The sequence below is a fragment of the Halobaculum sp. XH14 genome (genome assembly GCF_032116555.1).
In the GTDB taxonomy this organism is placed as follows: domain Archaea; phylum Halobacteriota; class Halobacteria; order Halobacteriales; family Haloferacaceae; genus Halorarum; species Halorarum halobium.
Map to the genome: position 1 here is coordinate 1,152,085 of NZ_CP134949.1, position 25,566 is coordinate 1,177,650.

The 25,566-nt window shown below is 70.5% G+C and carries 28 protein-coding genes; 12 read left to right on the forward strand and 16 right to left on the reverse strand.

Going from position 1 to position 25,566, the window contains the following annotated elements:
• Positions 1 to 39: 39 nt before the first annotated feature.
• From RJT50_RS05805 to RJT50_RS05820, 4 genes are all read right to left on the reverse strand, one after another.
• Positions 40 to 1,221 carry an ABC transporter permease gene (locus tag RJT50_RS05805; RefSeq protein ID WP_313694936.1) on the reverse strand — a complete coding sequence of 394 codons (1,182 nt, stop codon included), beginning with the start codon at positions 1,219 to 1,221 and terminating at the stop codon, positions 40 to 42.
• Complete coding sequence (locus RJT50_RS05810) at positions 1,218 to 1,976, reverse strand: ABC transporter ATP-binding protein (protein WP_313694937.1); 759 nt, start codon at positions 1,974 to 1,976, stop codon at positions 1,218 to 1,220. Before RJT50_RS05810 ends, RJT50_RS05805 begins: the two co-directional genes overlap by 4 nt.
• The gene (locus tag RJT50_RS05815; protein WP_313694938.1) at positions 1,977 to 3,140 is read right to left on the reverse strand and encodes a COG1361 family protein; all 1,164 of its coding nucleotides are present in this window, start codon (positions 3,138 to 3,140) and stop codon (positions 1,977 to 1,979) included.
• Between the two features lie 124 nt (positions 3,141 to 3,264).
• On the reverse strand, positions 3,265 to 3,579 hold the full coding sequence (locus tag RJT50_RS05820) for a hypothetical protein (RefSeq protein WP_313694939.1): 315 nt from the start codon (positions 3,577 to 3,579) through the stop codon (positions 3,265 to 3,267).
• Between the two features lie 117 nt (positions 3,580 to 3,696).
• On the opposite strand from RJT50_RS05820, the gene RJT50_RS05825 reads away from it, so the two are divergent.
• The 5 genes from RJT50_RS05825 to RJT50_RS05845 all read left to right on the forward strand — a co-directional run bounded on the left by RJT50_RS05825 (position 3,697) and on the right by RJT50_RS05845 (position 8,687).
• Positions 3,697 to 5,124, forward strand: coding sequence for an FAD-dependent oxidoreductase (locus RJT50_RS05825; protein ID WP_313694941.1), 1,428 nt, complete (start codon positions 3,697 to 3,699; stop codon positions 5,122 to 5,124).
• A gap of 114 nt (positions 5,125 to 5,238) precedes the next feature.
• Positions 5,239 to 6,993 carry a MutS-related protein gene (locus RJT50_RS05830; protein WP_313694944.1) on the forward strand — a complete coding sequence of 585 codons (1,755 nt, stop codon included), beginning with the start codon at positions 5,239 to 5,241 and terminating at the stop codon, positions 6,991 to 6,993.
• Positions 6,994 to 7,072: 79 nt separating this feature from the next.
• The gene (locus tag RJT50_RS05835; RefSeq protein WP_313694946.1) at positions 7,073 to 7,498 is read left to right on the forward strand and encodes an EamA family transporter; all 426 of its coding nucleotides are present in this window, start codon (positions 7,073 to 7,075) and stop codon (positions 7,496 to 7,498) included.
• A 75-nt stretch (positions 7,499 to 7,573) separates the two neighbouring features.
• The gene (locus RJT50_RS05840) at positions 7,574 to 8,176 is read left to right on the forward strand and encodes a thioredoxin family protein (RefSeq protein WP_313694948.1); all 603 of its coding nucleotides are present in this window, start codon (positions 7,574 to 7,576) and stop codon (positions 8,174 to 8,176) included.
• Positions 8,177 to 8,243: 67 nt separating this feature from the next.
• A complete protein-coding gene (locus RJT50_RS05845; protein ID WP_313694950.1) occupies positions 8,244 to 8,687 on the forward strand; it encodes a VOC family protein in 444 nt (147 codons plus the stop codon).
• A gap of 2 nt (positions 8,688 to 8,689) precedes the next feature.
• Here RJT50_RS05845 and RJT50_RS05850 read toward each other — a convergent pair whose 3' ends face one another.
• From RJT50_RS05850 to RJT50_RS05870, 5 genes are all read right to left on the reverse strand, one after another.
• Positions 8,690 to 9,151 (reverse strand): RNA-binding protein, encoded by a 462-nt coding sequence (locus tag RJT50_RS05850; RefSeq protein WP_313694952.1) that lies wholly within the window; start codon positions 9,149 to 9,151, stop codon positions 8,690 to 8,692.
• Between the two features lie 69 nt (positions 9,152 to 9,220).
• Positions 9,221 to 9,649, reverse strand: a complete 429-nt coding sequence (locus RJT50_RS05855) for a hypothetical protein (protein ID WP_313694953.1) — start codon at positions 9,647 to 9,649, stop codon at positions 9,221 to 9,223.
• Positions 9,646 to 10,119 carry a hypothetical protein gene (locus RJT50_RS05860; RefSeq protein ID WP_313694955.1) on the reverse strand — a complete coding sequence of 158 codons (474 nt, stop codon included), beginning with the start codon at positions 10,117 to 10,119 and terminating at the stop codon, positions 9,646 to 9,648. Before RJT50_RS05860 ends, RJT50_RS05855 begins: the two co-directional genes overlap by 4 nt.
• 191 nt (positions 10,120 to 10,310) lie before the next feature.
• Positions 10,311 to 10,517, reverse strand: coding sequence for a DUF1918 domain-containing protein (locus tag RJT50_RS05865; RefSeq protein WP_313694957.1), 207 nt, complete (start codon positions 10,515 to 10,517; stop codon positions 10,311 to 10,313).
• A gap of 87 nt (positions 10,518 to 10,604) precedes the next feature.
• Entirely contained in the window at positions 10,605 to 11,681 is a 1,077-nt protein-coding gene (locus tag RJT50_RS05870; RefSeq protein WP_313694959.1) for a phytoene/squalene synthase family protein, read from the reverse strand.
• Between the two features lie 96 nt (positions 11,682 to 11,777).
• Between RJT50_RS05870 and RJT50_RS05875 the strand changes: the two genes are divergently transcribed.
• Complete coding sequence (locus tag RJT50_RS05875) at positions 11,778 to 12,923, forward strand: acyl-CoA dehydrogenase (RefSeq protein WP_313694962.1); 1,146 nt, start codon at positions 11,778 to 11,780, stop codon at positions 12,921 to 12,923.
• 57 nt (positions 12,924 to 12,980) lie between these two features.
• Here RJT50_RS05875 and RJT50_RS05880 read toward each other — a convergent pair whose 3' ends face one another.
• The 3 genes from RJT50_RS05880 to RJT50_RS05890 form a co-directional block, all read right to left on the reverse strand.
• Positions 12,981 to 13,910 carry a mechanosensitive ion channel family protein gene (locus tag RJT50_RS05880; RefSeq protein WP_425499709.1) on the reverse strand — a complete coding sequence of 310 codons (930 nt, stop codon included), beginning with the start codon at positions 13,908 to 13,910 and terminating at the stop codon, positions 12,981 to 12,983.
• Positions 13,907 to 14,155, reverse strand: a complete 249-nt coding sequence (locus tag RJT50_RS05885) for a YhbY family RNA-binding protein (RefSeq protein ID WP_313694964.1) — start codon at positions 14,153 to 14,155, stop codon at positions 13,907 to 13,909. The genes RJT50_RS05880 and RJT50_RS05885 overlap by 4 nt, the downstream gene beginning before the upstream one ends.
• A gap of 76 nt (positions 14,156 to 14,231) precedes the next feature.
• Complete coding sequence (locus RJT50_RS05890; RefSeq protein WP_313694966.1) at positions 14,232 to 14,513, reverse strand: ribonuclease P protein component 4; 282 nt, start codon at positions 14,511 to 14,513, stop codon at positions 14,232 to 14,234.
• A 363-nt stretch (positions 14,514 to 14,876) separates the two neighbouring features.
• Between RJT50_RS05890 and RJT50_RS05895 the strand changes: the two genes are divergently transcribed.
• Together RJT50_RS05895 and RJT50_RS05900 are read left to right on the forward strand one after the other, a co-directional pair.
• On the forward strand, positions 14,877 to 15,941 hold the full coding sequence (locus RJT50_RS05895) for a glycosyltransferase family 4 protein (protein WP_313694968.1): 1,065 nt from the start codon (positions 14,877 to 14,879) through the stop codon (positions 15,939 to 15,941).
• 78 nt (positions 15,942 to 16,019) lie between these two features.
• Positions 16,020 to 17,120: a glycosyltransferase gene (locus RJT50_RS05900; RefSeq protein ID WP_313694971.1), complete on the forward strand. Its 1,101-nt coding sequence runs from the start codon at positions 16,020 to 16,022 to the stop codon at positions 17,118 to 17,120.
• A gap of 95 nt (positions 17,121 to 17,215) precedes the next feature.
• Here the strand turns inward: RJT50_RS05900 and RJT50_RS05905 are convergent, their stop codons facing one another.
• Complete coding sequence (locus tag RJT50_RS05905) at positions 17,216 to 17,626, reverse strand: hypothetical protein (protein ID WP_313694973.1); 411 nt, start codon at positions 17,624 to 17,626, stop codon at positions 17,216 to 17,218.
• Between the two features lie 139 nt (positions 17,627 to 17,765).
• On the opposite strand from RJT50_RS05905, the gene RJT50_RS05910 reads away from it, so the two are divergent.
• Entirely contained in the window at positions 17,766 to 19,160 is a 1,395-nt protein-coding gene (locus RJT50_RS05910; RefSeq protein ID WP_313694975.1) for a CRTAC1 family protein, read from the forward strand.
• 378 nt (positions 19,161 to 19,538) lie between these two features.
• Positions 19,539 to 20,651 (forward strand): AIR synthase family protein, encoded by a 1,113-nt coding sequence (locus RJT50_RS05915; RefSeq protein WP_313694976.1) that lies wholly within the window; start codon positions 19,539 to 19,541, stop codon positions 20,649 to 20,651.
• Between the two features lie 74 nt (positions 20,652 to 20,725).
• On the opposite strand, the gene RJT50_RS05920 is transcribed toward RJT50_RS05915, so the two are convergent.
• Positions 20,726 to 21,400 carry an ABC transporter permease gene (locus RJT50_RS05920; protein WP_313694978.1) on the reverse strand — a complete coding sequence of 225 codons (675 nt, stop codon included), beginning with the start codon at positions 21,398 to 21,400 and terminating at the stop codon, positions 20,726 to 20,728.
• A 215-nt stretch (positions 21,401 to 21,615) separates the two neighbouring features.
• Here RJT50_RS05920 and RJT50_RS05925 point away from each other — a divergent pair, with 215 nt between their 5' ends.
• Positions 21,616 to 22,389 carry a CPBP family intramembrane glutamic endopeptidase gene (locus RJT50_RS05925; RefSeq protein WP_313694981.1) on the forward strand — a complete coding sequence of 258 codons (774 nt, stop codon included), beginning with the start codon at positions 21,616 to 21,618 and terminating at the stop codon, positions 22,387 to 22,389.
• A gap of 220 nt (positions 22,390 to 22,609) precedes the next feature.
• Here RJT50_RS05925 and RJT50_RS05930 read toward each other — a convergent pair whose 3' ends face one another.
• Positions 22,610 to 22,735, reverse strand: coding sequence for a hypothetical protein (locus RJT50_RS05930; protein ID WP_313694983.1), 126 nt, complete (start codon positions 22,733 to 22,735; stop codon positions 22,610 to 22,612).
• Between the two features lie 546 nt (positions 22,736 to 23,281).
• Between RJT50_RS05930 and RJT50_RS05935 the strand changes: the two genes are divergently transcribed.
• A complete protein-coding gene (locus tag RJT50_RS05935; RefSeq protein ID WP_313694985.1) occupies positions 23,282 to 24,454 on the forward strand; it encodes an enolase C-terminal domain-like protein in 1,173 nt (390 codons plus the stop codon).
• 22 nt (positions 24,455 to 24,476) lie between these two features.
• On the opposite strand, the gene RJT50_RS05940 is transcribed toward RJT50_RS05935, so the two are convergent.
• Positions 24,477 to 25,241: an IclR family transcriptional regulator gene (locus RJT50_RS05940; protein ID WP_313694986.1), complete on the reverse strand. Its 765-nt coding sequence runs from the start codon at positions 25,239 to 25,241 to the stop codon at positions 24,477 to 24,479.
• Between the last annotated feature and the right edge of the window lie 325 nt (positions 25,242 to 25,566).

Genomic DNA, 25,566 nt, shown 5'->3' on the forward strand with positions numbered 1-25,566 from the left:
GGCTCGCCCGATCTGACGTCGTAGCTCCCGATCGGCTCGCTACCCCCGGAGCGCTTCCACCGGGCGCTCGCGGGCGGCCTTCCAGGCCGGGTAGAGGCCGCCGAGCACGCTCGCCACCACGCCGAAGGCGACGCCGGCGGCGACGTACTGGAGCCCCTGAGTCGAGTACGCGAACGGGTCCCCGAGCAGCGCGTCGTTGATGAGCGCGACCGCGCCGAGCGCGACCGCCGCGCCCAGCAGCGAGCCGCCGATCCCCAGCAACGCCGCCTCGGCGAGCATGATCCGCAGGATGTCGCGCTTCTCGTAGCCGACCGCGCGGAGCACGCCGATCTCCTCGCGCCGCTCGATGGCCGACATGAGCATGACGTTGGCGATGCTGACGCCGGCGACGACCAGCGAGATCGCGCCGATGCCGACGAGGAACAGGTTGATCTGGTTGAGCGCCCGGTCGATCTGCTGGGCGATCTGCCCCCGGTCGAGCACCTGGACCATCTCGCGCCGCCCGTTGAACGCCTCGCGGATGTCCTCGGCGGTCGCGTTCGCCTCCCTGACGTCGTTCGTCCGGACGACGACCTGCGAGTACGTGTCGCCGTCGAACTGTTCGGGCGGCAGGACGACGGCGTCGTTCGGCGCCGCGACGGCGGCCTGCCCCTCGTCCTCCAGCACGGCCGCGACGCGGTAGCTCGACCGGACGGTCGTGGACTCGCCGTCCCGGACGACGGTCCGTTCGAGCGTCAGCTTGCTCCCCGGTGCGAGCTCGTAGTCGTCGGCGAACGACCGGCCGACGAGCGCGCCGTTGCGCCAGTTTCCGGGGATCGCCCCCTCGTCGACGACGTACAGCGAGCCGGGATCGGCGACGCCGTACACCGTGACGCTCTCGCCCACCTCCCCGCGCTCGACGAGCCGGGCCGATTCCTGTCTGAGCGGGACGATCTCGGTCGTGCCGACCACGCGGTCGACCGTCGCCACGTCCGCCTGCGTCAGCGCACCCTCGGGGTTGTCCTCGCCCGGGAACACCTGTAGGTCCGACCCGATGCCGCCGAGCGCGTCGAGCTGGGCCTCCTGAAACGCGACGCCGCCCGCGCCGATGCCGCCGATGGCGACGACGCCGATGACGATGGCGGCGACGGCGAGCGCCGACCGGGTCCGCGCCCGCGAGAGGTTCCGGCGGGCGATGAGGAACGTGGGGAACGCACCCCAGAGTCGCCGGCGGAGGCTCACCGGCGATCACCCGCGGTCGCCCCGGGGTCCTCGACGATCTCGCCGTCGATGAGGTTCACCGTCCGGTCGGCGAAGGCGGCGACGTAGTCGTCGTGGGTGACGGTGACGACGGCGACGTCCTCGCCGGTGACGCGCTCGAACTCGGCGAGGATCTGGTCGCCGGTGTCGCGGTCCAGGTTCCCGGTCGGCTCGTCGGCGAGCACGAGGTCCGGGTCGTTCACGAGCGAGCGAGCGATGGCGACGCGCTGTTTCTGTCCGCCCGAGAGCTCGTCGGGGTAGTGGTCCGCGCGGTCGCCGAGGCCGACGCGTTCGAGCAGGTCCCGGGCCCGCTCCCGGGTCTTCACCGGCGTGTGTTCGAGCAGGCGCGGCACCTCGACGTTCTCCAGCGCGGTGAGCGTCGGGATGAGATAGAAGCTCTGGAACACGAAGCCGATGACCTCCTTCCGGTTGCGCGTCCGCTCCCGGTCCGAGAACGTTGCCACGTCCCGGCCGCGCAGGCGCACCTCGCCGCTCGTCGGCACGTCGAGGAGGCCGAGGACGTTCAACAGCGTCGACTTCCCGCTCCCGGACGGGCCGACGATGGCGACGAACTCGCCGGGCTCGATCCGGAAGTCGATCCCCTTCAGCGCCCGGACCGTCTCGCCGCCCGTGACGTACTCCTTGACGACGTCGGTTCCCTCGATGATCGGGTCGGTCCCCGCAGCCGTCGCGTCCCCGCCGCCGGCGACCGCGGAGTCAGCGTCTGGTCCCGACATCTACCGTCGCCGGACCAGGAAGCCGACGGCCACGACCACGAGGAGTGCGCCGACGATCAGCGGGAGCGTCGGGAGGCCGTCGCCCGAGGACTGGGGCGCCGGCGTCGCCTGCCCGGCCTCCCCCGCGGGCACCTCGGTCACGAACGAGCGTTCGACGCCGTCGACGACGTACTCGACGCGGATCGGGATCGACTCGGCCCCGTCCGCGAGGTCGGCGTTCAGCGTGAACGAGACGAAGTCGCTGCCCTCGACGGTGCCGACGAAGTAGTCGGGCTGTGGCTGTGCCGGCGAGACGCCCGAGCCGCCGACGACGCTCACGATGACGCTCTCGACCGCGTCGGAGCCGACGTTCGCCGCGCTCCCGGAGAGCGTGAGCGTCCCCTCCTCGCGGACGACGTTGACGCCGCTGAGCCGGACCCGTCCGGGGTTTTGCGGCTCGGTGAAGTCGCCGGCGAAGCTCCGGGTGACCGTCCGCCGCTCGCCGTCCTGCGTGTACCGCAACGTCACGTCGACGGGGTAGCGTCCGGCGGCGTCGACGGTCGCCGGGAAGGAGAACTGTGCGACGTCCTCGGCGGCGAGGATGGCCTGCACGCGCGCCCTCGAGGAGAACGTGACGTTCTCGGCCGGCGACGAGACCGTGAGATCGAGCTGGCGGACCGACTCGTTCAGCCCGTTGGCGACGGTGACGTTCACCGGCCGCTTCGCGCCGGCGACGGCCTCCTCGACGTTCAGTTCGAGCTGCGGGTGGGGATCGCGTACGGTCACGTCGACCGGCTGGACCATCCGGCGACGGGTGCCATCGCCCTCCAGTAGCGTGAGGTGGACGTACACCGTGTGCTCGCCGGTCTCGTTGATCGTCGGGCTGACGGTGAACAGCCGGGACTGTCCCGGCTCCAGCCGCCGGGAGACGTCCAGTTCCTCGATCTCGTCGGAGTCACGGTCCGCCCCCTCGCGGATCAGCAGGTCCGTGACGACGTACCCCTCGGTGCTGTCCTCGGCGTTCGACACCGAGACGTTCACCGGGAACGACTGTTCGGGCACCACGTCGTCGGTGCCGACGCCCGCGGTCACCGAGACGAAGCCGTCGGCCGCGACGGGGACCGCGACCCCGGCGAGCACGACGAGGAGGGCGAGAAGGAACGGTGGGGCTGAACGAGGAAGCATTCGTGGTAGCCGAGTGCCCCAGGAAGGGCAAATAGCTACCGGGACTGACTGACCGTTCAGCCAGCGATCCGGCCGGGACGACACCGCTGTCGTCCCGGCAGGGCCAGTTCCGTGCTGGCGTCGCCTACCCCTGCCCGCCGCCCGCTCGTCCGTCCTCCGCGGCCGAACCCCCCTCCGCGACCCGGTCGTCGTCGGATCCGTCGTCCGCCCCGTCCTCGTCCGCGAGCTCGGCTTCCAGCGACTCCATCGTCCGCCGGCCGCCGACCCACAGCAGCGGGAACGCCACCGCCATGAGCACGAGCAGCGCGAACGAGTACGCCGTCGACCCGACGAACGGGAGCCCCGGCGCGACCGAGGGGAGCACCGCGAGCGCGAACAGCGCGAGGAGGGTGGAGACGGCGGCCGCGAGGTAGACGAGGCCCTTCGTCCGGTCGTCCATGGCGACACCTTCGCCGGGGCCGGGAAAAAGCCGGCGGGGTGGGATTTCCCCGCCCGTCTTGCGGCCGGCACGCACCGCGGCGGTGAGATTATTGCCCGACGGGGTCACGTGCGAGCCATGTCCGACCCCTTCGTCGTCGTCGGCGGGGACGCGGCGGGACTGAGCGCCGCGAGCAAGTGCGCCCGCGAGTCCGACCGCGACGTCGTCGTGTTCGAGCGCGGCCGCTGGGTGTCCTACGCGCACTGCGGGACGCCCTACTACGTCAAGGCCGAGGTGGACGACCTCCTCTCGCTGACCTCGCTCTCGCCCGATGAGATCGACGAGCGCGGCATCGACCTCCGGCGGGACCACGAGGTGACCGGCATCGACGTCGACGCGGGAACCGTGACGGTTCGGTCCCGGAGCAGGGAGTTCGAACAGCCGTACGGCGACCTCCTGATCGCGACGGGCGCGACCGCGGACGCGCCGTTCGAGGGGACCGATCTCGAGGGGGCGTTCACGCTCCACCACATGGACTCCGCGGCCGCCATGCGCGCGTTCCTCGAGGAGCCCGGAACCGTCGACCCCGCCTCGGTCGGCGACGGGTTCGCCGACGAGGCGCTCGTCGCCCGCCACGCCGAGCGCGACCCGCCCGAGCGCGCGGTCATCGTCGGCGGCGGCTACGTCGGCGTCGAACTCGCGGAGGCGTTCTCGGCCTGGGACCTCGACGTCCACCTCTTCCAGCGCGGCGAGCGGCTCCTGAAGCCGTTCGGCGATGCGGTCGGCGAGACGGTCGCCGACGAACTCCGGGAGCGCGGCGTCACGCTCCATCTCGACACGCCGGTCGAGCGGCTCCGCGGGACCGACGACGGTGAACTGGCGGCCGTCGTCTGCGGGAACGAGGAGCTGGAGACGCCCCTCGCGGCCGTCGGCGTCGGCGTCCGGCCGGCCTCCGACCTCGCGGCCGAGGCGGGCATCGACCTCGGCGCGTCCGGGGCGGTCGCCGTCGACGAGTACGGCGAGACCGCCGCAGAGAGCGTGTACGCCGCGGGCGACTGCGCCGAGGACGCACACGCCGTCACCGGCGATCAGGCCTGGGTGCCGCTCGGGCTCACGGCGAACCGTGCGGGCAGGGCCGTCGGCGCGACCGTGGCCGGCGACCCGACGCCGGTCGGGACCGTCGCGGGCACGGCGGTCGTGAAGGCGTTCGAGCAGGAGTGCGGTCGGGCCGGCATCCTCGACCACGATGACGCCCGCGAGACGGGCTTCGAGCCGGTGAGCGAGACGATCACCGCCGGCTCCCGGTCGGGCTACTACCCCGGCAACGCGGACACGACGGTGACGCTGTGTGCCGACCGGGGGTCGGGGAGACTCCTCGGCGGGAGCGTCGTCGGCACCGACCGCGCGGCCGTTCGCATCGACACCGTCTCGACCGCGCTGGAGGCGGGGATGACCGTCGGGGAGGTCGAACGGCTGGACCTCGCGTACGCGCCGCCGTTCTCGCCGGTCTGGGACCCCGTGCTCGTCGCCGCGAAGGTGCTGAACGGGACGCTGGACGAGGAATGACGGTCGAGCCGGCCTGCCGCGGACCGACGAGCGGGCGTGCCGCCGCGTCCGCAAGTGGGCCCGACGACGGCCGGGACCGGTAGCGACAAAGGTCCACGCGGTCACCGGTCGGATATGCGACTGGAGGACTACTGGGGTGTCGGACCCAAGACCGCCGAGACGCTCCGGGCGGCCCTCGGCGAGGAGCGCGCCATCGCCGCCATCGACGCGGCAGACGTCGCGGCGCTGGCCGACGCCGGGGTGTCGCGCGGGCGGGCGACGCGGGTGCTTCGTCGGGCGAACGGCGAAGCCGGCATGGACCTGTTCGGCACGGCCGACGCCCGGAAGGTGTACGACGGCCTGCTCTCGCTGGCCGCTGAGTTCGCGGTCACCGAGCACGCCGCCGACCGGGTCCGCGTGCTCACGCCGCTCACGGACCCCGAGGAGCGACGCGAGCGGCTGACCGACGTGCTGGAGGCGCGCGACACCTGGACCGCGCTTGACGACGAGGAACGGGCGGCCGTGCTCGACGCCTTCCGCGAGTTCGACGAGGCGGGCGGCACCGACCCGGCCGCCGTGGAGGCGACGCTGGCGCTCCGCGAGGCCGGGCTGCGGGGCGGCACGTTCGCCGCGCTGGAGGGCATCGACGACGGGGAACTCCGCGAGGCCGGCCGGGCGCTCGCGGCGTTCGGCGGCGACCGCGGCGACGGCGAGGGGGACGCGCGCGTCGCGGACGGCGCCGACGAGAAACTTGACCGCCTCCGCGAGCAGCGCGACGCGGCACGGGACCTGGAGAACTCCGCGTTCGACGTGATCGACACGGTCAGGGAGCGGGGGGTGCGCGACGCGGACGCGTTCCGGTCGGCCGTCGTCGAACACTTCGCCTCGGAGACGGACCTGACGCGGGGCCGGGTCGAGTCCGCCGCGCCGGAGGGCGCGGTCGACTCGGCAGACTACGTGAGCGGGACGCTGCGCGGGCTGGTGTCCGACCTCGAGGACGACGTGGCGGCCCGGGCGGACGAGGTCCGCTCCGAACTCGAAGCGGCCGTCGAGGAGGCCGGCGAGGACGTCGACGCCGCGGTCCGGGCCGTGAGCGACATCGCGTTCCTGCTCTCGCTGGCACGCTTCGCGGAGGAACACGACATGGCGGAACCGGAACTCGGCGGCGACGGCGTCGCGGTGGCGAACGCCCGGAACCTCCTCCTCGACGGCGACGTCCAGCCGGTGACCTACGCCGTCGGCGACCACGACCTCGACATCGACGCGCCGAGCGGCGACCGCGTGACGGTGCTCACCGGCGCGAACTCGGGCGGGAAGACGACGCTGCTGGAGACGCTCTGTCAGGTGACCGTGCTCGCCTCGATGGGGCTGCCCGTGCCGGCCGAGGCGGCCGAGATCGGCTCGTTCGACACGGTCGTGTTCCACCGTCGGCACGCGTCGTTCAACGCGGGCGTGCTGGAGGCGACGCTGAAGTCCATCGTCCCGCCGCTCTCGGACGAGGGGCGGACGCTGATGCTCGTCGACGAGTTCGAGGCGATCACCGAGCCGGGTCGGGCGGCCGACCTGCTGAACGGGCTGGTGGAACTGACGGTCGACCACGACGCGCTCGGCGCGTACGTCACCCACCTCGCGGAGGACCTGAGCCCGCTGCCCGACGTCGCCCGCGTCGACGGCATCTTCGCCGAGGGGCTGACGAGCGACCTGCAGCTGCGGGTCGACTACCAGCCGCGCTTCGGTACCGTCGGCCGGTCGACGCCGGAGTTCATCGTCTCGCGGCTGGTGGCGAACGCGACGGACCGGTCGGAGAAGGCCGGCTTCCAGAAGCTGGCCTCGGCCGTCGGCGAGGAGGCCGTCCAGCGGACGCTCTCGGACGCCGCCTGGGGCGGGTGAGCCGAACTCGGATCCGTCCGGGAGCGGGTCCCGTCCCGTGTCAGAACCCATTTATCCGCGTCCCCCGACGTTCGCGCACATGAGCTATCTCCCGTGGGCCGTTCTCGCGCTCCTGTCCTACTCGATGGTCGCGCCGCTGATGCGGGTCGCCACCAGCGGCGCGAACCCGGTCCCGAGCAACGTCGCCGCGCTCGTCGCCAACACCGTCCTCGTGGTCGCCACGCTGGGCGTCATCGCCGTAAGCGGCGAGGGCGTCGTGGCGCACCTGGACGACCCGAAGATCCGGTACGTGCTCGCGGCGGGCGCGTGTCTCGCGGTCGGCATCCTCGCCTACTACCGCTCGCTCTCGATGGGCCCCGTCTCCATCGTCGCGCCGGTGTTCGCCATGTTCTTCGTCACCTCCTCGGTCGTCGGAGTGCTCGCCCTGGAGGAGCCGGTCACCGCGCGGAAGGTCGCCGGCGTCGGCTTCGCGATCGTCGCGGTCGTGCTCGTCGCGGGCGAGTAACTGCGGGCTCCGGTGCTCGCGGTCACGCCCCTCCGCGGCGAAACTGCTTTTTCGCGTCGCCACCGGGGGTAGCGTATGGTACTGACCGAATCCGACTCAGAACTCGCCCGCGGCGACGCGGCGCCGGCGTTCGACCTGCCGGGCGTCGACGGCCGAACGCACTCGCTCGAGGAGTTCTCGGGCGAGGACGCCCTGCTCGTCGTGTTCACCTGCAACCACTGTCCGTACGCGCAGGCGAAGTTCGACCTGCTGAACGACGTCGCCGCCGAGTACGACGACTGCGCGGTCGTCGGCATCAACCCGAACGACGCCGAGGCGTACCCGGAGGACTCCTTCGAGGCGATGGCGGAGTTCGTCGAGGACGGCCGGGTCGCCTACGACGTCTACCTCCGCGACGAGACGCAGGAAGTCGCCCGCGCGTACGGCGCGGTCTGCACGCCCGACCCGTTCCTGTTTCGGCGCGAGGCGGACGGCGACTCGGACGGAGGCGACTCCGCCGCCGGAGCCGACGGCCGGTTCGAACTCGCCTACCACGGCCGCCTCGACGACGCGCTCAACCCCGACGACGAGCCCGAGCACGTGTACATCCGCGACGCCATCGACGCCGTCCTCGCGGGGGAGCCGGTCCCCCACGACGACCTCCCCAGCCAGGGTTGTTCGATCAAGTGGCTGGAGTGACGTCGCCGCGGCGACCAGCAGGCGGACAACCGTCCCTTCTTTCACCCCGCCCCGCACAGCACCGCCGATGGGAGACGACTCGACCGGAGCAGACTCGACCGACTACGACCACGCGGACCCCGACCACGCGGGCGGGCTCCACCACGTCGAACTGTACGCCTCGGACCTCGACGCGTCGCTCCCGTTCTGGGACTGGCTGCTCGGCGAACTCGGCTACGAACCCAAGAAGGACTGGGAGAGCGGGCGCTCCTGGATCAACGGGCCGACGTACGTCGTCCTCGTGCGGGCCGGCGAGACGGACCACCCGTTCGACCGGCGGGCCGCGGGGTTGAACCACCTCGCGTTCCACGCAGGGTCGCGCGCGCAGGTGGACGACCTCACCGACGGCGTCCGGGAGCGCGACGACGCGAGCGTGCTGTACGAGGACCGGCACCCCTACGCGGGCGGCTACTACGCGCTCTACTGTGAGGACCCGGAGGGCGTGAAAGTCGAGATCGTCGGCCCGGAATGAGTTCAGGCGTCGGCCGCGTCCGACCCCGCGGACTCGGCCGCGAGCGTCGAGAGCGCCTCCCGCGCGTTCTCGACCGCCTTCTCGCGCTTGGCCGGATACGCCTCGACTTTCGCGCGGAGCGTCAGCCCCGGCCCGAGGCGGACGTCGCCGCCGAAGGCCGCCTGCTTGTCCAGCCTGAGGAACAGCGAGTTGTTGTCGTCGACGCGCTCGTCGAGTTCGTCGATGACCCGGTCGACGTCCGGGAGTTCCGAGAGCACCGAGAGGACGTGGCGCACGTCGTCCGCGTTCTCGACGCGCGCGGAGCGGACGACGATGCGGTCGCCGTGGTGGCCCTCGTTCACGACGCGATCCACCTCGAACTCGTCGGGGAGGAACGTCCGGAGCGCCTGCTCGACGCGCTTCTCGTCCTCCGTCGCGTAACAGAACGTCCGGAGGTCGACGTAGTGGAAGGGGACGCTCGCCATGCTCGGGGGTCGGTTCGCGGGGGTAAAAGCGTTGGATTCTCCGACGCGGGTCGACCGGACGGCCGCGGGTCAGCTGAACGGCCCGTCGGTCCAGAGCAGGTGCCCGCCCAGCCCGCCGGCCAGCAGCGTCGGGAACATGAACAGCCAGGCGGTGAACGCCCGGCCGCCGGTCCCGTACACCAGGAAGAACAGCAACTGGCTCGCCGACCAGCCGGCGAGCAACTGCGGGGCCAGCGTGAGCAGAAGGTAGACGGCGAAGGACGCCGGAAGCGCGACGACGAACGCCCACACCATGCTTCGCATCTCCAGCCGGAGCGTCCCGACGAGCACGCCGACCGAAAGCAGCAGCACAGCGGGCAGCCATTCGGGCGTCGGAAGCGCGTCCGGATACACCGCCTGCTGGTAGTTGACGAACGTGAGCGCCCCGCCCGCGGTGCCGGCGAGGACGGCGAGTCCCAGCCGCTCGGGCAGGGTCGCCGGCCGTCGCAGCCGAGTCATCCTCCGTCACCCCCGACCGGTGCGGTGATCTCGGTTTCCAGGAACGCGCCGTCGAGCCGGAGCGTGAGCGTGCCCCGGAGCGTCGTCCCCGCGAGCGCGTCCGCCCCCTGCCCGTGGAACGCCTCCTTGAGTTCGAGCGTGGCGGTGATCGTCCCCGTGCCGCCGGCCGGCAGGGTCGCGCCGTCGACGGTGGTGCGCCGCGGCTCGTTGACCGCCTCGCCGTCGGGCCCGAGCGCGTAGACGCCGGACGTGCTCGACCCGTCTGGCACCACGAGCGGTCGCGGGGCCGGGTTCGAGAGCTCCAGGTCGACCGCGACCGTCGACTCGTCGACCGTTCCGACGTCGGTCACCGTCGCGGAGACGTCGTCCACCCGCTGGGCGGCGACGTGGTCGGCGAGCAGCGGGACGGCGAGTGCGACGCCGAGCGCCAGAACGACACCCAGCAGGAGGGCGGCGTGGGTCCGTCGCATTCGAGTCGTCAACGTCGTGTCGGTCGAATAAACGTTCCCATCCCGGGGGTGGAGCGTGACGGGCCGACCGGGCGTGGGCCGCGTCCCCGTGCCCGCCCCCGTCCCCGCCCGCCCGACGGGCGTCGCCATCGTCACGGGGCCGCCGCTGGCCCGTCCTCGTCGACCGTCGGAAAATCGGCGGGAACGGCGCGTTACTCCTCGTCGTCCTCGGCGTCGGCCTCGGCCGCGGAGAGCTGGTCGGCGGGGACGCCCTGCTCCTGGCCCTCCTCGAACGAGACCGTGTAGGTCGCGTCGCCGAACATCGTCTCCATGACCTGCGTGACCGTGCCGGTCTCGCCGTCGAACTCGCTGTGCTCGTCCTCGAGGACGACGGTGTCGTCCTTCTCGAACTCACTCATGGAGCCGAGTTCGACGCGGTCGCACAAAAGGGCGCTGAAACCGTGCCGGGGCGCACCGGCCGCACGCTCGGGGGTCCGTCGCCTCCGTCAGTCCGCCGCCGACGGTCGCCGGTGGAACGGCTGGCCCGCGATGGCCCGCCGCAGTTCCGGCAGCGAGTCGCGCCCGTGCTCGGACATCGCCGACACGACCGCGAACACCTCCTGGCGGCTCACCTTCACGCCGCGGCCGTCGACCGCCTTCTCGGGCGACGCGCCGAGTTCGCGGAGCGTGCCGACCGCGAGCAGGAACGGGATCGCCCACGCGTCGAGCGTGTTGCCGTCGACGAGCGGGAGGTGTTCGAGGTACGACTCCGCGTCGTCGAGGAACGTCCGGGCGAACGCCGTCGTCCGGCCGACGACCGCCGCGGTGCCGTCGCGGTGTTCGTGGGCCGTGAGGTCCTCCTGGGGGACGTTCTCGGAGTCGAGCCACTCCGCGGGGAGGTAGACGTTGTTCTCCTCCTCGAAGTCGTCGTGGACGTCCTTCGCGATGTTGACGAGCTGGAGCAGCAGGCCGAACTCCTCGGCCGTCTCGTGGAGGCGGCGGGCGCGCTCCTCGGCGATGTCGCCCCTGGTGAGCAGGTTCGTGATGAGGTTGCCCACGGTGCCGGCTGCGTAGTAGCAGTACTCCTCGAGTTCGCCGCGCGTGCCGATGCGGAGGCCGCCCTCGTCGGCGTAGCGGTCGACGAACTCCGCCATCCCGCCGACGAGTTCGCGCACCGGCGGGACGATGGCGCTGCGGACGTCCGCCGGGAGTTCCTCGAACGTGGCGAACACGCGCTCGGTCTCGGCGACGACCTCCCAGTCGGCCGAGCGCCCGTCGGCCGGCGGCAGGTGCTCGTCCACCGCCGCGCGGAAGTCGGCGGCGGCGGTGTCGTCCTGGGGGTCGAGCGCCGCGTCGTAGGTTCGGAGGAGGGCGGACTGTTCGTCGGGGTCGATGCGGTCGGTGTCCTCGACGGTGTCGGCGATCCGGCAGAGGAGATAGCCGAGACAGATGTAGGAGGACATGGGCTCCTCGAGCACGTCCACGGTGAGCGCGAAAGTTCGCGAGACGCCCTGCACGGAATCGTGACACCAGCCGAGGTCGGCGTCGGGGGCGGTAGTGGTCGGGCGGTCTGCGTCGGACATTCGGGTATCGGCCCTAGGGTTGGGGGGATAAAAAGTGGTGTGGGGTCGCTCGCGGGTCCGGAACACCATTAAGCCCCGAACGCGCCACCACACCGTATGGACTTCGGCCTGACGACCGAACAGACCCAGATCCGCGACATGGTCGCGGAGTTCGTGGACGAGGAGATCGCCCCTCGAGCGGCCGAGATCGACGAGACCGACGAGTTCCCCGCCGACCTGGTCGAGGAGATGGCGGAGTTGGGACTGATGGGGATGCCGTTCCCGGAGGAGTACGGCGGCGCCGGCCTCGACTACCACAGCTACGCGATCGGGCTGGAGGAGATCTCCCGCGGCTCGGGCGGCCTGGGCACTGTCGTCGCGGCCCACACCTCCCTCGCGGGCAACATGCTCCACGAGTTCGGCGACGAGCCACAGAAGGACGAGTACCTCACGCCGCTGGCCGAGGGGACCGACGTCGGCGCGTTCGCGCTCTCGGAGGCCGAAGCCGGCTCCGACGTGCCCGCGATGTCGACCACCGCCGAGCGGGACGGCGACGAGTACGTGGTGAACGGCGGGAAGCTCTGGATCTCGAACGGCTCGGTCGCGGACACCGTGACGCTGTTCGCCAAGACCGACCCGGAGGCCGGGAACAAGGGCATCTCCTCGTTCGTCGTCCGTCCCGAGGAGGACGACGGGTTCATCGTCGAGGGCACCGAGCACAAGCTCGGCGACAAGGGCTGTCCGACCGCGGAGCTCCGATTCGACGACATGCGACTCCCCGCGGATCGGCTCATCGGCGAGGAGGGAAGGGGGTTCGTCCACGCGCTGAAGACGCTCAACGGCGGTCGCATCACCATCGCGGCCCGCGGCGTCGGCATCGCCCGCGCGGCCCTGGACGACGCCCGCGACTACAGCGGCGAGCGCGAGCAGTTCGGCGGCCCCATCTCGGACTTCCAGGCGATCCAGCACAAGCTCGCGGACATGGACACGAAAGTTCAGGCGGCGAAGCTGCTGATGCACAGGGCCGCCGACCTGAAGATGCGCGACGAGGACTACATCAAGGAGGCCGCGCAGGCGAAGCTGTACGCCAGCGAGGTGAGCCGCGAAGTCGCCAACGAGGCCATCCAGATCCACGGCGGTTACGGCTACACGAAGGACTTCGACGTCGAGCGCTACTACCGCGACGCGAAGCTAAACGAGATCTACGAGGGGACGAGCGAGGTGCTGCGCAACACCATCGCACAGCAGGTGTTAGAGGAGTAACCGGCGTACGCAGTGGAACGGCGGGAACGGGGTCCGATTCGTGAACGAGACTCGCGCTCAGTCGTCGGCCGTCCGCACCTCGGCCGGCACGACCGTCTCGACGCCGCCCGAGAGTTCCCGCTGCGGGAACGGGATGGAGATGCCCTCCTCGTCGAAGCGTTCCTTCACGCGCTTGACGTACTCGGCGCGGGTCTTCACGAAGTCGGCCCGCGAGGGGTTCTCGATCCAGACGCGCGAGCGCAGCGAGACGAACGAGTCAGCGAGCTCGCTCAGCCGGACCGACGGCTCGGGGTCGGCGAGGATGCCCGGGTGGTGCTCGGCCTCCTCGACGATGATCTCGGTCGCCCGCTCGATGTCGTCGTCGTAGCCGATTCCGAAGTCGACCTTCAGCCGGAGCGTCTCCTTGGCGACGGGGTTCTTGATCACGTCGGAGGTCAGCACCGCGTTCGGGACGGTAAGTAGCTCGTTGTCGAACGTCCGGATGCGGGTGACGCGGAAGGAGATGTCCTCGACGATGCCCGAGTTGGAGCCGCCCCACTCGATCCAGTCGCCGATGCGGAACGGCCGGTCGGTGTAGATGAACACGCCCGCGACGAAGTTCCTGATCACGTCCTGTAACGCGAGCCCGATCGCGAGCGTCGCCGCGGCGGCGATGGTCGCGAGCGACTGGAGGAAGTTGCCGTAGCCGGCGAAGCCGAACGCCACCGAGATGCCGGTGAAGATGACGATCGCGGTCACCAGCTTCCGGAGCGGCCGACGGGCGTGAGGCTGGAGCCCGCGCCGGTCGAGCATCCGGTCGACGAGCGGGATGACGAACAGCCGCCCGACGAGCCAGAACGCGACCAGGACGACGAGGAACGTCAGCGCGGCGGCCAGCGGCTGGGCGAGGGTCGCGGGCATGAACTGCGCGAGGAACTCCGCGACGGGGACGGAGGGGTCCGAGGCCTGCGCGGGACCGACGGTCGTCTGGAACAGGGCCCCGCTCATCGCGTGAACACTCCCGTGTTCCCGCGCGTCTCGACGATATCCGCGTCGGCCAGGTCGGCGAGTTCGACGGCGAGCTCCTCGGTGCTGCTCCCGCCGCGGGCGGCGCGCAGGAACTTCACCTTCACGAGCTCGCTGTCGTCGAGCTGGTCCGCGAGCTCGTCGGCGACGGAGGCCACCCCCTTCTTGCCGACCCAGACCGTGACGTCGAGGTCGTGGGCCCGTTTCCGCAGGTCGTGGTCGGTCATGGAACGTCCTACCGACGGCGCGGGTTTGAAACTTTACCTTACGGGTGGCGAGCGAGGGTCGGCCGTGTCGTCGACCCTACCGGTACGGGTAGCGGGCCGTCTCGCCGCAGTCACAGCGGACGACGACGTGGCTGCCCTCCTGGAGTCGGACGCGGGCGTTGCGCCCGGGGACGAGGAACGCGTCACAGCGCTCGCAGGTGAACCGCTCGAACGACCGGGGGACGCCGCAGCGATGCCGCTCGGCGAGCCGCCGCGCGAGGCGGACGTACTCCCGCGCGCGGTCGGGTTCGCCGGCTTTGACGGCGTCGCGTGCGAGGGCTTCGAGCCGTTCGATGCGCTCCTCGGCGATTTTCTGCATTGTCTGTTCTCGTGTTTCGTGGGTAGGCGGCGGACGGCGGATAGCGGTTTCGGAGCGATTCTCTTGACGAGTCGTTTCATTATCGGTTGTCTGAATCTCCGCTCAACACGCCTCGAAAGTCCTCGCGGCTCTCCGCTCGGTCGGTGGTTCCGTCGTCACGAACCCGGACCGAGCCAACCTGCGACGAACCGAGTCGAGGGCCGCAGGGGCATTCGAAACGGTCGGAGCACCGAACGAGGCGACAGGACGAACCGGCTGGATTGACACGCGAACCGAACGAGCCGTCACCAAGCACCGACCTCCGAACGAAAGCGACTCCGACAGAGCAAAGACCCGTTCGGAAGAACGCCGCCCCATCCAACGGTGAGGGTCCTCGACTACCTCGAACTCGAATCCCGACTCGCCCGCGCCGGCATCGGCACGGCCCACGACCAGCAGGTCGAGGCGCTCGGTCGCGCGGCCGGGGCGGGCGCGGACGTCGAGGTCATCGAACGGCCCTGGTCCGGCGGCTCCCTCCCGCGCGGACTCGCCGACGGCGTCCGCGGACGGGGCCTCTTCCGCGAGTACGACGTCGCCCACTGCAACCTCATCGGCCCCGGGAGCGTCGCCGTCGCGCGCCACGCGAAACGGAACGGAATCCCCCTCGTGCTCCACTGCCACGTCACCAGCGAGGACTTCCGGGAGAGCTTCCGCGGGTCGAACGCCGTCGCGCCGGCGCTCCGGCGCTACCTGCGGTGGTTCTACTCACGGGCGGACCTCGTCCTCACGCCCTCCGAGTACACGAAACGCCAGCTCGACGCCTACCCCGTCTCGGCGCCGATCCGGGCGATGAGCAACGGCGTCGACCACGACTCGGTCGCCGGCCACGCCGACTACCGCGCGGAGTACCGGGACCGCTACGACCTCGAGGGGACCGTCGTCTTCGCGGTCGGCAACGTGTTCGAGCGGAAGGGGCTCACCGACTTCTGCGAGGTGGCGAAGGCGGTCGACCTGGAGTTCGCGTGGTTCGGCACGTACGACACTGGGCCCCAGGCGTCCACGACGGTCAGGCAGTGGGTGAAGCAGCCCCCGGGGAACGTCACGTTCACCGGCTGGGTCGAGGACAAGTCGGGAATGTTCGGCGCGGGCGACGTGTTCTTCTTCCCGACGAAGGAGGAGAACCAGGGCATCGTCGTCCTGGAGGCGATGGCGTGCGGGAAGGCCGTCGTCCTGCGCGACATCCCGGTGTTCCGCGAGTACTTCACCGACGGCGAGGACTGCCTGCTTTGCTCCGGGCGCGAGGAGTTCGTCGCGGCGCTCGACCGCCTCGACGACGACCCGGAGCTACGCGAGCGACTCGGCGAGAACGCACGCGAAACCGCGGCCCAGCACAGCCTCGACCGCGTCGGCGAGGAACTCGTCTCGACGTACCGGGACCTGCTGGCCTGACGGAACGTCGGGACCGGGCGAAACTGGGCGTCCGGAAGACGCAAGGCATTACCGGGCGGTCGGAGAACCCGCGTGACGATGCAGACGGTCGCCGCCTTCACCGACACGTACCTGCCCACGGTGAACGGCGTCACCTACACCGTCCAGGCCTGGCGGAAGCGCTGGCTCGACCGCGGCGGCCGAATGGACGTCGTGTTCCCCGGCGCGCCCGACTACGACCCCGAGGACGGCGAGTACACCACCCGGAGCTTCGGCTTCCCGTTCTACGAGGGGTTCCGCTTCGGCCTGCCGGGCGTGCCGGACGAGGTCGCCGACGCCGACGTCGTTCACGCCCACACGCCGTTCGCGCTCGGCCTCTCGGCGCTGTATCTCGCGTGCCGCATCGACGCGCCGCTGGTCGCCTCCTACCACACGCCGACCTCGGAGTACGCCGACTACATCGCCAACGGCCGGCCGGCCGACGCCCTCGAAGGCGTCGCGCGCCGGTACGAGCGCTGGTACCTGAACCGCGCACGGGCCGTCGTCGTTCCGAGCGAACCGGCGCGCGAGCACCTCCGCGACATCGGCATCGACGCGCCCGTGTCGGTCGTCCCGAACGGCGTCGACACCGAGTTCTTCAGCCGGGTGGCGGACGACCGCGAGTTCCGCGAGCGGTACGGCCTCCCGGACGGCCCGCTCGTCGGCTACACCGGCCGTCACGGGTTCGAGAAGGATCTGACCGAGATCCCGGCGGCGCTCGCGCGGGCCGACACCGACGCGACGTTAGTGGTCGGGGGCGACGGCCCGGCGCGCGGCGCGCTCGAGGCGGCCGCCGCCGACCACGGGCTCGACGCACGCTTCCTCGGGTTCCTCCCCCGCGAGGACCTGCCGGCGTTCTACTCCGCGCTCGACGCGTTCCTCTTCCCGTCGCCCGTCGAGACGCAGGGGCTCGTCGCGCTGGAGGCGAACGCCTGCGGGACGCCCGTCGTCGGCGTGAACGACGGCGCGCTCGCGGACACGGTCGTCGACGGCCGTACCGGCCACCACTTCGCCCGCGAGGACACGGCGGACTTCGCGGCCGCCATCGAGCGCACGCTCGCGGCGACGGACTCGCTCTCGGAGGCGTGTCTCGACAGGCGCGAGGAGACGAGCGTCGAACACGCGGTCGACCGGCTCGCCGAGGTGTACGACGACCTGTGACGTCCGACGAGTCGGGTCGCTGACGGACCGTCACTGCCGATGAAAACTGCATCGGTGGGTCGCCGAACGACTCGCGTCGCCCGGCCGGACCCCGTCTAGTCGTCCTCGATGGCCTGGGCGATGCGCTGGAGCTGTCGGGTCGCGTCGCGCACTTCGTCGCGGAGCTGTCGCACTTCCCGCACCAGTTCCTCGTTGCCCGCCGACTCCTCCTCGCCGCCGGGACCGCCCATCCCCGGCGGGCCGCCCATGCCGCCACCCATGCCCCCGCCACCGCCCATCATGCCGCCCATCATCTGGGCGAACGGGTTGCCGCCGCCCATGCCGCCCGGGCCGCCCTCGCCCATCATCTCCTCGGGCGAGGGACCCTCGCCGTCCTCGCGCTCCTGCTCGCGTCGCTCCCGGATCTCCTCGACGCGCTCGCGGAACGACTTCTCCTCGCTCTCGGCTTCCTCGCTTCCGGTGGGCTCCCCGTCGTCGGTCGGCTCGGTTGACTCGTCCTCACTCATGGGAACCGGTTCGGCCCCGGCTCCGAAAAGGGTTGTCTCTCGGGAGGGGTCCAGCCGGCGCGGATCCGGTCCCGACTCCCCTCCAGCCGGCATCGCCACAAACCGTGCGTTCTTATTTCGTCGTCCCTGAGGTGGCGGCGTGTTCACCGACCGGTCCGACGCCCTCGCGAACGAGCGCCCCCACCGCGGCTACGGGGTCGCGGTGACCCCCGGCGAACGGGGCCCCTGCGCGCTCGTCACGGGCTACGGGCCGGCGAACCGCCTCCTCTCCTGGCGCGACGGGGCGCTCCGCGACGTCGCCTCCCCCGCCGTCGCCGACGAGGGACGACACGCCATCGGCGTCGCCGCCGCCGACCTCGACGCCGACGGGCTGGAGGAGCTGTACGTCCACAACACGGACGAGTACGGCGGCCACACCCGCGACACGGACCTGCTGCTGGATCCGGTCGAGTGCCCGCCCGACGGCGACGGCATCCGCTGGCGCGACCTGTACGGGCTCGGGATCAACGCCGACCGGGGGAACTTCCGGGCCGGCCGCTCGGTCGCCGCGATGGACCGCTACGGCACCGGCCGGTACGGGATCTTCGTCGCCTCCTACGACGCCCCGTCCCGCTTCTACGAACTGGGTGACGACGGCGAGTTGACCGACATGGCCGCCGCCGTCGGGCTCGACATGAACGGCTGCGGGCGCTCGCTGCTCGCGGGTCCCATCGTCTCCGACAGCATGGACCTGTTCGTCGGCGTCGAGCGCGGCCCGAACCGGCTGTTCCGGAACGGCTCGGGTCACTACGAGGAGGTCGCCGCCGAGGTCGGCGTCGCCGACGCGGGGACGGACGCCCGGGGCGTCACGATGGCGGACGGCGGCCTCGCTTACGGCACCTGGGAGGGACCGAACCGCATCTTCGAGCCGCAGGGCGACGGCACGTTCGTCGACGCCGCGCCGCCGGCGTTCGCCGAGCCGACGCGCGTCCGGACGCTCGCCTGCGCCGACTTCGACAACGACGGCCGGGAGGAACTGTTCGTCCACAACATGGGCTCGCAGAACCGGCTGTTCCGGCGCGAGGGCGGGGCCGACGACGGCCCCGACGGCACCGACGGCGAGTGGACGCGAATCCATCCCGGCCCGGCCGAGGAACCCCGCGGGCTCGGCACCGGGGCGGCGGTCGCGGACTTCGACGGCGACGGCACCGTCGAACTGCTGCTCGTCCACGGCGAACTCGCCGCCCAGCCGCTCTCGCTGTACGCCGCCGAGAACGACGACGACTGGCTCCGGGTGCGGCCGACGACCCAGTACGGCGCGCCGGCCCGCGGCGCGTCGGTCACGCTGGAGACGGACGAGTGGAACCGGACGCGGATCATCTGTGCCGGCTCGGGGTATCTCTGCCAGATGGAGCCGGTGGCCCACTTCGGGCTCGGCGACGCGGCCCCCGAGCGCCTGACGGTGCGCTGGCCGGACGGCCGCGAGGCGACGATGGAGCGACCCGCGGAACGGGCCGAACACGAGGTTCCACACCCGATGGCTCCGAGATTCTGAGTCGGGGACGAACCAACCATCCTGACGTGCGGTCGGTGCGCGGCGGCCGCCCCCCGTGGGCGGCCGAATCGCGCGAGGGATGAGAGAGCGACGGCGAGCGGAGCGAGCCGAGCGAACGAATCGGCTGGGGAGGCGTGTGGCTGTGCCGTGCGGTCGCGATGGGTGGACTGAAAGGGGCCGGCTGGCTACGCTCCCGCGGCACGCTCTGCGCTCCTCGTTCTCTGCGGTCGCTGCGGTGCTTGAGGCGCCGGGGATCGCGTAGCCAGCCGGGGGCTTTCCAGGCGGTCTTCATAGCCAGACCTACTCATCCAGAGTTGCCAACCACGGAACGGACGAAACGCGGACCGCTTTTCACCCACGCCATCGCACAGTTCGATAATGACCGAGCGACTCGGAAAGGCCGACCGCACGCTGTTCGAGGGGGCCATCTTCCCCAACCTGGGCGCGGACCGGGACGACGTCGCGCTCGGCCCGGCCCACGGCGTCGACTTCGGCGTCCTCGACGTCGGCGGGCGGGCGCTCGTAACCGCGACCGATCCCATCTCACTGCTTTCCGAACTCGGCTACGCGCGCGCCGGGCGCTTCGCGCTGTCGTTCGCGCTCGGGGACGTCGCCGTCTCCGGGGTCGCCCCCTCCCACATCGCCCCCTCGTTCGCGCTCCCGACGTCGATGACCGACGGGGAGTTCGAGGAGCTGTGGACCGCCATGAGCGACGAGTGTGCCGAACTCGGCGTTTCGGTGCTCACGGGCCACACCGCGCGGTACCCCGGCGCGGCGCTCCCGTGGGTCGGCGCGATGACCGTGATGGGCGTCGGCGACCACGGGGACGTGATCCGGCCCGACGGCGCGCGCCCGGGCGACAGGCTGCTCGTCACGCGGGGGCCGGGAATCGAGACGGCCGGGGTGCTCTCGACGCTGTACCCCGAGGCGTTCGACGGCCTGAACGAGGCGACGCTCCGCGAGGCGCAGGCGTGTCTCGACCGGACGAGCGTCGTCCGCGACGCGCTCGCCGCGGCCGACGCGGGACGCGAGGTGACCGGCGGTGGCGGGACTGGCGGTGACGGGACCGTCGGAAACGGGAACACTGGCGGCTCGTCCGCCGCCGACCCCGTCGGCGTCACCGCGATGCATGACGCGACGGAGGGCGGCCTGCGCGGCGCGCTCTGTGAACTCGCCGACGCTGCGGGCGTCCGCATCGACGTCGATTCCGAGCGGACGCCCGAGAACCCGGCCGCACTGGCTGCCTGCGAGACGCTCGGGCTGGACCCGTGGGCCTGTACGACCTCCGGGACGCTGCTGGTCGCCGTCCGGCCCGACGCAGTTGATTCAGTTCTCGCCGCGCTCGAGTCCCGGGGAACACCGGTCGGCGTCGCGGGCGAGATTCGACGGGGTGAGGGCGTGTTCCTGGACGGTGAGCGCGTGGAAGCGCCCGCGGAGGACGAGTCCTGGGCGGCATACGAGGCGCTCTCCGGGGAATCCGGGCGCGAGTGAGCGACGGGTTTCCGCGGATCTGCGCCGGCGGTCGGTGGCGAACGGGACACATGCGTCCCCAGACGCGGCGCCGCTCAGAACCGATCCCAGACCGCTCGGGCGGTCCCGGCGGGATCGGATATCGACCGCCGAGCGGCGGGGAGCAGGTCGTACTTCACGCCCCGGACGCCCACGATGCCGAGTCCCGCGACGAGCAGTCCCGCGCCGACGATGCCGGGAACGCTCCCGAGCCCCTGCGTGAAGTCGGGTGCGACGACGGCGAGCAGGCTCACGAGCGCCACGAGCGCCAGGCCGACCTTCAGGAGGGCGTCCGAGATTCGCTTCCACCGGCCTGGTCGGTACTCGTCGGCGAGTTCGACCGCGACGTGCTCTCGCCGCTCCTCGCGGGTCCGTAGCGGCACCCGTTCGAGCGTCGCCGTGTCGTCGGCGTCCACCTCCGCGCGCCGGTCGCGGGCGGCTTCGACCACGGACTCCCGGTCGACGTCGTGGAGGGCTCGGATGCGTTCGACCGTGAGGGTCGCGTCCGCCAGCCGCGCCCGAAGTTCCGCTTGCGAGTGCTCCTGGAACGCCAGTTCGAACTGTCGGTCGGGATACTCGACGAGGAGTTCGAAGTCGTCGACTCCCGCCGAGACCCGGGCCCGAATCTTCCGCTCGTCTCGTCGGCGTTTGGCTCCGTCGACGCCTTCGAACGCGGAGCGAAGGCGGTCGCGCTGAGTTCGGGTCAGGATCGAGGGGACCGGATCAGCCATGGGTGCGTCCAGTCGAGTCGCATATTTCACTCTACTGTTCGGCCTGACGCGACCGAACCCCGGGCGATCAACGGGCCCGACCGGACGCTTCAGGCCCCCGGGTGTATGGTCGTACACGATCTCGAATACTTCCCGTGTACGGCCGAACACGGCCGAAAACTGGAGATAACTGTCTCCGGGATCTATCCCGGTTCCGGCGGGAGGACGATCCGCCGATGTCAGAACTTCATGACCGACTCGAGATGCTGGGGGCAAGCGCCGAGCGCGGGTCGCGGGCCCGGGCGTTCGCCGGCGCGCTCCTGCTCACGATCGTCGGATCGGTGCTATCGCTCGTCGTTTACATGCTGTTCCGACCGGCCGTGACGGGGCTCTTGGAGCCGTCGTTTCCGGCGCTCGGGGCCCTCGTGCTCACCAAGGGATCACAGGTCGGGTTCGCCCTCATCGTCGGTGCGTACCTCGGACTCACGCGACGCTGGGACGAGTACGTTCAGCTGCGGTGGCCGAGCCTGCACGACCTGCTGTGGGTCGTTCTCGGGACCGCCGGCCTCGACCTCATGGCCGAAGCGAGCCAGCTCGTTCTCCCGCTTCTCGGGCTCTCCATCGGGCTGTTGTCCGGAACCGGTTCCGGCGGACTGGACGTCGGGCTCGAAACGTGGCCGGTGCTGTGGCCGCTCGTCTTTCTCGCCCTGTACCTGCTTCCCGCACTCGCCGAGGAAGGGTTCATCCGCGGCATCGTTCAGGGACGGCTCCGTGACACGTTTCATCCCGTCTGGGAGGTGGTGCTCGGCGCGGGGCTGTTCGCGCTCATGCACGGGCTGTACGGGGTCGGCCGGGGTCCGGAGTTCCTCGCGGCGTATCTGGTCCTGCTCTTCGGTCAGGGGCTGGCGTTCTGTCTGACGTACGAGCGAACGCGAAACCTGCTCGTCGTCGCCGCGGTCCACGCCCTCTCGTGGACCGAGTTCGATGCTCTCTTCTTCGGGCTCTTCTGAGAGCGACGTGATCCGCAAGCCGTCTTACGGACCGCGTCGTCGCGCTCCGTGGGTCGGCAGGGTTGGGCTCCGGGCCGGCGGTTCCATCCCTCCGGTTTCGTCGACTCCTCGGTACTGTGGCAGCCGCTCCGGGTCGAAACCGTCCCCGGACTCCACGTCAGGTCATCTCACCCGCCGTCGAACGCTTCACGGTTGTCGTTCGTCCCGGTCGGCGCGCGGGTCAGATCCCGAACCAGCGGAGCCCCGCACCGAGGAGGGCGACGAGTCCGCCGGCGACGAACGTCCCGGGGATGGGGAGCACGAACAGTCCGATGCCGACGAGGACGACGAGTGTGGAGGCGCGCATCGGACGTGCATCGCGTTCTCGACCGATAGGACTGGTGGCCAGTTGGTGACACCGCCAAGCAGGTCGCGGCGTGTGGGGCCACTGCGCGTGAGGGCGACTGGGGTCGCACGTCTCGGCACGTCACGGAAATCGAGGAAAATACAAAATTCCAGTATATTCCTTATCATTTTCATATCCGTTCGGGCGGCTGTCACTGTTCGAAGGGAGAGAACCCACGAGATGACTGAAATCTGGCGTTAAAAGGGCCAATGATGGTGTTCCTCAGATCGGGTTCCCTTTCCACGCGAGATCGAGCATGTGGTCGATCGAATCACGGATATCCTCGATTGATGCTCTCAAGGCACCTGATTAGGGGCCTCAGGAGTCGTCACCCGCAGCCAACCGGATCACGGCGTAAAGATACCGAAACTGTGGATATTCACAAACAGTATAGATTATTATACTTCTTCCGGCTCCCGTCTGAGCGGTTCCGGAGCCCCGACCGAACTCCCGGCGGGACGACGAGGAGACGCGTACGTTTATCCTCGCTACCCCCGCAGCTACCCCATGGCACCGGAGATCACGCGGATCGAGAGCACGGAGTTCGCCTACGAGCTGGCGGACGTCGGCACCGACGGCCTCGGGTTCAACCTCGCGTACGAACCGGGCGCGACCGTCAGGCGAAAGCTGTTCGCCGTGCGGGTCGAGACAGACGTCGGCATCACCGGCGAGTACGTCGGTGGTAACTCCCCGGCGGCGGCCCAGTACAACACGGTCGCGGACTACCTCGTCGGGCGCAACCCGCTCGCGCGCGAGCGCCACTGGAGCGAACTCAAGCGCGCGCTCCGCAAGTACGACCGGATGGGCATCGGCCCCATCGACGTCGCGCTGTGGGACTTCGCGGGGAAGTACTACGACGCGCCAATCCACGAACTGCTCGGCACCTACCGGGAGTCGATCCCAGCCTACGCCTCGACGTACCACGCCGACGACGACGGCGGCCTGGATTCGCCCGGCGCGTACGCTGACTTCGCCGAGCAGTGCCGCGACATGGGCTACGGGGGATTCAAGATTCACGGCTGGGGCGGCGAGCAGGGCGGCGTCGACGTCGACCGCGAGGTGGAGACGGTCCACGCCGTCGGCGACGCCGTCGGCGACGAGCTGGACCTGATGCTCGACCCCGCCTGCGAGTACGAGACGTTCGCCGACGCGCTCACCGTCGGCCGAGCCTGCGACGAGGAGGGGTTCTTCTGGTACGAGGACCCGTACCGCGACGGCGGCACCAGCCAGCACGCCCACCGACGGCTCGCCGAGCGGCTCGACACGCCGCTGCTCCTGACCGAACACGTCCGGGGCATCGAGGCGCACGCCGACTTCGTGGCGAGCGGCGCGACCGACTTCGTGCGCGCGGATCCCGAGTACGACGGAGGGATCACCGGCGCGATGAAGCTCTCGCGGATCGCCGAGGGGTTCGGACTCGACGTTGAGTACCACGCGCCCGGGCCGGCACAGCGACACTGTCTCGCCGCGACGCGGAACGCCAACTACTACGAACTCGCGCTCGTCCACCCTGACTGTGACAACACCCAGCCCCCGGTGTACGCCGACGGCTACTCCGATCAGCTCGACGCCGTCGACGCGGACGGACACGTCACCGTCCCCCACGGGCCGGGGCTCGGCGTGACGTACGACTGGGACGTGATCGAGGCGAACCGGACCGGGAGGCGGGTGTACGAGTAGGGGGGAACGGCGGGACGCCGCGTCAGGAGTACGTGACGTTGAGCTCGATGACGTTCACGGTCTCCTTCAGCCGCTGGGCGAGTTCGTCCTCGAGGTACTCGCCCCGAACGCGGTTCGTGGGGCCCGACACGCTGACGGCACCGAGCACGCGCCCGTTGTTGCTGAGGATGGGCGCCGCGACACAGCGGAGCCCCCGGAGCCGCTCCTCCTCGTCGAACGCCAGCCCGCGGTCCCGGATCTCACGGAGTTCGGTGAACAGGCTGTCGCGGTCGACGATGGTGTTGGGGGTGAACCGTTCGAGGCCGTGGGTCGCGATGATCTCCTCGACCCGTTCTTCCGGGAGGTGAGCGAGGATGGCCTTCCCCAGCCCAGTGCTGTGGAGCGGGACGCGGGTGCCGACGTGGGCCTCGACCATGACGGCGTCCTCGCCGCGTGCCCGGTGGAGGTACGACCCACGGCCGTGTTCCTCGATCATCAGGTTGGCGAGTTCCCCGGTCGAGCGCGCGAGCTTGTCGACCTCGGGGTTCGCGATCTCGAAGATGTTGAGCCGCTGGCGCGCGTACGCGCCGTACTCCAGGAACCTGATGCCGACGCGGTAGGTGGAGCCGTCCTTGACGACGAGCTCCTCCTGGTGGAGCGTGCTGAGGTAGTTGTGGACGGTGCTCTTGGGCATGTCGAAGTGGCGGGCCAGCTCCGTGCTCCCGGCCCCGTCGAGTTCGATCAGCGCGTCGAGGATGTCGAACGCCGTCTCGATCGACTTCACGGCGTTCTTCGCTTCCTTCGCCATGCACCGACCTGCACAGCACGGGAGATAAGTCTTTGTTCAGCATCGCCCGACGCTCAACCTCACATCCGGCATTGACACCGCGATGCCGAACGAACTCGCCGGGTGAGGGCGGAGTAGGTCCCCGTACGTGAACCGTCCCGCATTTCGAGCGTCGACCCAGAATCGCAACCGGACGTTCAGAAATGACGGACGAATTTACTTACAGAAGTAGGACTGTAATACCACCGCGGAGGGCGGCCGCATGTGCCCTTTTTCGGAACCGTGTTCCGTTCTCCAGCGGCGGCGTTCGTTCACTACTGTGGAACGACTCCGCCGGATTCGACGA

Coding starts and splice junctions, on each gene's coding strand:
- RJT50_RS05835 (WP_313694946.1), top strand. CDS start 7,073: ATGAGCTATCTCCCGTGGGCCGTTCTCGCGCTCCTGTCCTACTCGATG.
- RJT50_RS05865 (WP_313694957.1), bottom strand. CDS start 10,517: ATGAGTGAGTTCGAGAAGGACGACACCGTCGTCCTCGAGGACGAGCAC.
- RJT50_RS05930 (WP_313694983.1), bottom strand. CDS start 22,735: ATGCGCGCCTCCACACTCGTCGTCCTCGTCGGCATCGGACTGTTCGTG.
- RJT50_RS05850 (WP_313694952.1), bottom strand. CDS start 9,151: ATGGCGAGCGTCCCCTTCCACTACGTCGACCTCCGGACGTTCTGTTAC.
- RJT50_RS05915 (WP_313694976.1), top strand. CDS start 19,539: ATGACCGAGCGACTCGGAAAGGCCGACCGCACGCTGTTCGAGGGGGCC.
- RJT50_RS05880 (WP_425499709.1), bottom strand. CDS start 13,910: ATGAGCGGGGCCCTGTTCCAGACGACCGTCGGTCCCGCGCAGGCCTCG.
- RJT50_RS05820 (WP_313694939.1), bottom strand. CDS start 3,579: ATGGACGACCGGACGAAGGGCCTCGTCTACCTCGCGGCCGCCGTCTCC.
- RJT50_RS05860 (WP_313694955.1), bottom strand. CDS start 10,119: ATGCGACGGACCCACGCCGCCCTCCTGCTGGGTGTCGTTCTGGCGCTC.
- RJT50_RS05890 (WP_313694966.1), bottom strand. CDS start 14,513: ATGCAGAAAATCGCCGAGGAGCGCATCGAACGGCTCGAAGCCCTCGCA.
- RJT50_RS05855 (WP_313694953.1), bottom strand. CDS start 9,649: ATGACTCGGCTGCGACGGCCGGCGACCCTGCCCGAGCGGCTGGGACTC.
- RJT50_RS05830 (WP_313694944.1), top strand. CDS start 5,239: ATGCGACTGGAGGACTACTGGGGTGTCGGACCCAAGACCGCCGAGACG.
- RJT50_RS05920 (WP_313694978.1), bottom strand. CDS start 21,400: ATGGCTGATCCGGTCCCCTCGATCCTGACCCGAACTCAGCGCGACCGC.
- RJT50_RS05940 (WP_313694986.1), bottom strand. CDS start 25,241: ATGGCGAAGGAAGCGAAGAACGCCGTGAAGTCGATCGAGACGGCGTTC.
- RJT50_RS05810 (WP_313694937.1), bottom strand. CDS start 1,976: ATGTCGGGACCAGACGCTGACTCCGCGGTCGCCGGCGGCGGGGACGCG.
- RJT50_RS05905 (WP_313694973.1), bottom strand. CDS start 17,626: ATGAGTGAGGACGAGTCAACCGAGCCGACCGACGACGGGGAGCCCACC.
- RJT50_RS05935 (WP_313694985.1), top strand. CDS start 23,282: ATGGCACCGGAGATCACGCGGATCGAGAGCACGGAGTTCGCCTACGAG.
- RJT50_RS05925 (WP_313694981.1), top strand. CDS start 21,616: ATGTCAGAACTTCATGACCGACTCGAGATGCTGGGGGCAAGCGCCGAG.
- RJT50_RS05815 (WP_313694938.1), bottom strand. CDS start 3,140: ATGCTTCCTCGTTCAGCCCCACCGTTCCTTCTCGCCCTCCTCGTCGTG.
- RJT50_RS05870 (WP_313694959.1), bottom strand. CDS start 11,681: ATGTCCGACGCAGACCGCCCGACCACTACCGCCCCCGACGCCGACCTC.
- RJT50_RS05885 (WP_313694964.1), bottom strand. CDS start 14,155: ATGACCGACCACGACCTGCGGAAACGGGCCCACGACCTCGACGTCACG.
- RJT50_RS05875 (WP_313694962.1), top strand. CDS start 11,778: ATGGACTTCGGCCTGACGACCGAACAGACCCAGATCCGCGACATGGTC.
- RJT50_RS05825 (WP_313694941.1), top strand. CDS start 3,697: ATGTCCGACCCCTTCGTCGTCGTCGGCGGGGACGCGGCGGGACTGAGC.
- RJT50_RS05845 (WP_313694950.1), top strand. CDS start 8,244: ATGGGAGACGACTCGACCGGAGCAGACTCGACCGACTACGACCACGCG.
- RJT50_RS05840 (WP_313694948.1), top strand. CDS start 7,574: ATGGTACTGACCGAATCCGACTCAGAACTCGCCCGCGGCGACGCGGCG.
- RJT50_RS05900 (WP_313694971.1), top strand. CDS start 16,020: ATGCAGACGGTCGCCGCCTTCACCGACACGTACCTGCCCACGGTGAAC.